This window comes from Microcystis sp. M079S1, from assembly GCF_020246425.1.
Lineage (GTDB): Bacteria > Cyanobacteriota > Cyanobacteriia > Cyanobacteriales > Microcystaceae > Microcystis > Microcystis aeruginosa.
This window is the reverse complement of the sequence record NZ_JADBSZ010000265.1, coordinates 1-3,817: the sequence shown is the minus strand read 5'-3', so window position 1 is coordinate 3,817 and position 3,817 is coordinate 1. Positions and strand designations below refer to the sequence as shown.

Below are 3,817 nucleotides of genomic sequence, written 5' to 3'. Positions count from 1 at the left end.
GATCACCCTAAGTAGGGGGAGAGCCTTCGAGAGCCCCCTTCCTCTTAGGGACTTGCGCTTTGATAATATGCCATCTGGCTGGTCTGATTCTTCTACAGAGCGATTTCCTGGCTGGGATATTATTCCCACGCAAGTCCCTAAATAGCAGTTTCCTACTGTCTTTTCACTGTTCACTGTTTACTGTTTACTGATCACTGATTATTGACTAGGATATATGGGCGATCGAGTCTCTGGTAAGTCATACTAGAGAATAGGAGAGAGTTGGTCTAGAGGTTGCGGGATCATTTTATCAATGATTCCGAGGAAAGTCCGAACTCCCTAAAGACCACACTTGCTGGATAACGTCCAGTGCGCGCGAGCGTGAGGATAGTGCCACAGAAAAATACCGCCCCCTTTTTTCAGTAATCAGTACACAGTAATCAGTAACGAAAGTAAATTCACTGATAACTTTCCACTGATAACTGATAACTGATAACTGATTGGGGGTAAGGGTGCAAAGGTGCGGTAAGAGCGCACCAGCAGTATCGAGAGGTACTGGCTCGGTAAACCCCGGTGGGGAGCAAGGTGGAGGGACAAAGGTTGGTCTTTTTCCTGTCCCGTTCTTAGGAACCGCTTGAGGTAATTGGTGACAATTATCCCAGATAGATAACCTCTATTCCAACAAAGGTAAAAGCGATTTTACTGCTGTTGGGAAATACAGAATTCGGCTTATGTCTGACTCTCTCCTTTATCAGTTATCAGTTATCAGTGATCAGTAATCAGTATTCTCCGAGTCAGTATTCAGGAGATAGGAGATTGCTTTGATTTATTCTCCCCATCTCCCCCCGCAACGCGCACGAAGTGGTCTCCCCACACCCCACTTCCCCACACCCCACACCCCACACCCCTTCTTCCCGCTCCCATGTCCTTAAGTGATCCGCGTCGCCAAAAACAATTAAAAACCCTAGTGGAAAAGCTGGGTTTATCGGCTGATGTCCCCGTCAGGTGGGATTTATTAGATTTAGCTCTAACTCATCCCAGTATTTCCCGTGATAATAATTATGAACAATTGGAATTTGTAGGCGATTCTGTGGTAAGACTCGTGGCGGCGGAGGTATTGTTAGAAACCTATCCAGAGGAACTCGTGGGGGAATTTGCCGCCCTGCGATCGATGATGGTTAGCGATCGCACTCTGGCGGAATTTGCGGATCGCTACGGTTTCGAGCGTTATTTGTTGGTATCAAGTAGTACGAGTATCGATCAAGCGGGGAGAATTTCGCGACTAGCAGACGCTTTTGAGGCGGTTTTGGGAGCATTATATCTTAGTACACAGACTATGGTTTTAGTGCGTTCTTGGCTAGATGAACCACTAAGGGAAAAAGCTGCCGAAATTCGTCGAGATCCGGCGCGACAGAATTATAAGGATGCCTTGCAGGAGTGGACACAAGCAACATACAAAAAACTGCCGCAATATTTAGTAAAAGAAATCAATGGCTTAGATCAAGAACGTTTTTGTGCGGAAGTGTGGTTAAATGAGCAGAAATTAGGAGTGGGAACTGGCAGAAGCAAAAAAGCAGCGGAACAGGCAGCGGCTAAATCAGCTTTTCTAGAAGTGGTTAAAGGCTAAATGAAGATATTTTTGCCTAACGGACGAATTGCCAGAGGCGAATTTTAAAATCATAATTACCACTAGCCAAATACTGCCCATCGGGACTAAAAGCCAGGGATTCCACCCAGTCGGAATTATTATCAAACCAAGCTAACTGTTTACCCGTCGTCACATCCCATAAACGCACACCGTCATTACTGGCACTAGCGAGAATTTGTCCGTTAGGATGGAGTGCCAGGGAGCGAATTCGGGCTGTATGACCGATGAGGGTAAATAATAACTTATTATTGCTCGTATCCCAGATTTTAATCGTGCGGTCTAAACTACCCGTAATTAAATTTTTACCGTCGGGACTGTATAAAAGCTTGCTAACCGCTTGGGGATGGGCGGAAAATTTCGATAAAAATTTGCCCTCGCGGATGTCCCAAAAATGTACCTCACCGTTTTCATGACCACTGGCAAGGGTGACACCATCGGATTTCACCCCTAGGGAATAAACAAAATTACCCACCCAATTTAAACGATAGAGGGGACGGCGGGGAGGTTGCACTGTCCAGAGGCGAATTCCTTCCAAACCACCACTAATTAACGTTTTACCATCGGGAGTAACCGTAAGGGCGAGGACAGTATTACCGTGTTCGAGGGCAATTCCTAAATACTTGCCTTCCACCAGATTCCAAAAATTAATCGAACCATCTAAACCGCTACTAACTAATAATCTTTCGTTGGGACTAATGGCTAAAGCTTTGACGCTGGTTCTTTGGGCGCGAGTTTGGGAAACTTTCTGACCTGTTTTTACTGACCAAATTCTCAGGAGAGGATCGCTATCACTACCACCAGCGAGAACCAATTGGTTATCGGGACTGAAAATCACAGCATTAGGGGTGGATTGTTGCCCTTCTAAGGTTTTAGCGAGGGTAAGTCTGCCTAAACCTTCTACTAGGATAGTTTCTGGGTTTTTTTCGCCACTTTCAGCCGCGGGTTTAGCGGGGGCAATGGGACTTTGGGCCTGACTAAGCTGATGTTCTCCGATTGTCAGCGTGGTTAAGACACTGACTACAATTGCCCCGACAAGTTTCTCCCCACCCGTAAATCGGAATTTCATAAATTTAGTTGAATATTAACAAATGAACGGTGCTATAGATTCTAGCCTTTGAGGGGATTGATTGCCAAGCAAGGTGAGATTTTTGAGCTAAGAAGGTCGATTTTTTTCGTTTTTCAGGGTTGGTAAAGCCACTTGACCCGATTGGGGCGGTAAATAATATCTTGCTGCTTCTTCTTTGTTGATTACCTTGCTTTTTTGGCTCTGTTGCCACCTGGCGAATATAGCGATCGCCATAATCGTTGCCCCTAAAGATAGCAGTGTCCATCTTTGTCCTAGAACCCCGATTATGACATCTACTGCCGCTGCGGTAAAGATAAAGCTAGTTATTGGTTCTTGACGGTAAGCTTTCTTGAGAAAACGCGGCCAGAGGAGATTACTCATTTTATCTATTATTTCTACGGTTTCGATAATTCCAGCTTATCCTATCATCCTGAAAAATGTTGTCGATCGAGGTGATGGGGGATTTTCAGTGAACAGTAATCAGTAATCAGTAATCAGTAATCAGTATATCTCCTGCAAAAATCAAAAATCTTCCGTTAGGTGAGGATAATCCGAGACAGGAGGAGAAAAAAGACAAGAGACAACTATTAAAACCATAAAACCTAATATTATGTCAAATTTATCTGAATTTGAGGTCTAATAAACAGTAATCAGTAATCAGTAATCAGTAATCAGTAAACAGTAATACTAAATCCGGTTATTAAAGACTGATTATTTATTCCCCCTTTTGCATGAGTGCCTTTTGCCTGTCCTGATATATAGCCTATACTCAACGGATTTAGTATAATCAGTGAACTGAAAACTCAAATCTGATTAGCTGCCCGCACATTTAAATTGCTTGTTGAGATGAGGTAAGAGGCAACAGTAAAGAGATTGGCGGAAATTCAGCTAATCTAAGGATAGGCGGTTAAAATGTGTCTTAGCTTAACTGCTATAGCAGTTATCGGAGACAAAAGTTAGTTTGCATCTAGGTTTTAAAAATCCGGTTCTTCGGTTTTTGTTATGCAATGGACGGGGGTTATAAGGGATGGAACCCTTATATAGAAAGGCATTTGGCGATTTTTGTCAATTATTTTTTATCTAGAGCGAACTAATCAATTAAGTCTCTTGCCAGATAAGGATTT

Annotated in this window: 3 protein-coding genes and 1 other RNA gene; 2 read left to right on the top strand and 2 right to left on the bottom strand. The window is 43.5% G+C overall.

Annotated features, from left to right (window positions below; genetic code table 11):
* The first annotated feature begins 257 nt into the window (after positions 1-257).
* Both rnpB and rnc read left to right on the top strand, forming a co-directional pair.
* Positions 258-726, top strand: an RNA gene (rnpB, locus tag IM456_RS17350) — RNase P RNA component class A.
* Positions 727-901: 175 nt separating this feature from the next.
* Positions 902-1,606 (top strand): ribonuclease III, encoded by a 705-nt coding sequence (gene rnc / locus IM456_RS17345; protein ID WP_149987666.1) that lies wholly within the window; start codon positions 902-904, stop codon positions 1,604-1,606.
* A 16-nt stretch (positions 1,607-1,622) separates the two neighbouring features.
* On the opposite strand, the gene IM456_RS17340 is transcribed toward rnc, so the two are convergent.
* Entirely contained in the window at positions 1,623-2,693 is a 1,071-nt protein-coding gene (locus tag IM456_RS17340) for a WD40 repeat domain-containing protein (RefSeq protein ID WP_287692952.1), read from the bottom strand.
* Positions 2,694-2,780: 87 nt separating this feature from the next.
* Positions 2,781-3,074 (bottom strand): hypothetical protein, encoded by a 294-nt coding sequence (locus tag IM456_RS17335; RefSeq protein WP_149987668.1) that lies wholly within the window; start codon positions 3,072-3,074, stop codon positions 2,781-2,783.
* Positions 3,075-3,817: the final 743 nt, after the last annotated feature.

Bases quoted from the DNA above. Each gene is read 5' to 3' on its own strand.
- IM456_RS17340 (WP_287692952.1), bottom strand. From the start codon at position 2,693: ATGAAATTCCGATTTACGGGTGGGGAGAAACTTGTCGGGGCAATTGTA.
- IM456_RS17335 (WP_149987668.1), bottom strand. From the start codon at position 3,074: ATGAGTAATCTCCTCTGGCCGCGTTTTCTCAAGAAAGCTTACCGTCAA.
- rnc (WP_149987666.1), top strand. From the start codon at position 902: ATGTCCTTAAGTGATCCGCGTCGCCAAAAACAATTAAAAACCCTAGTG.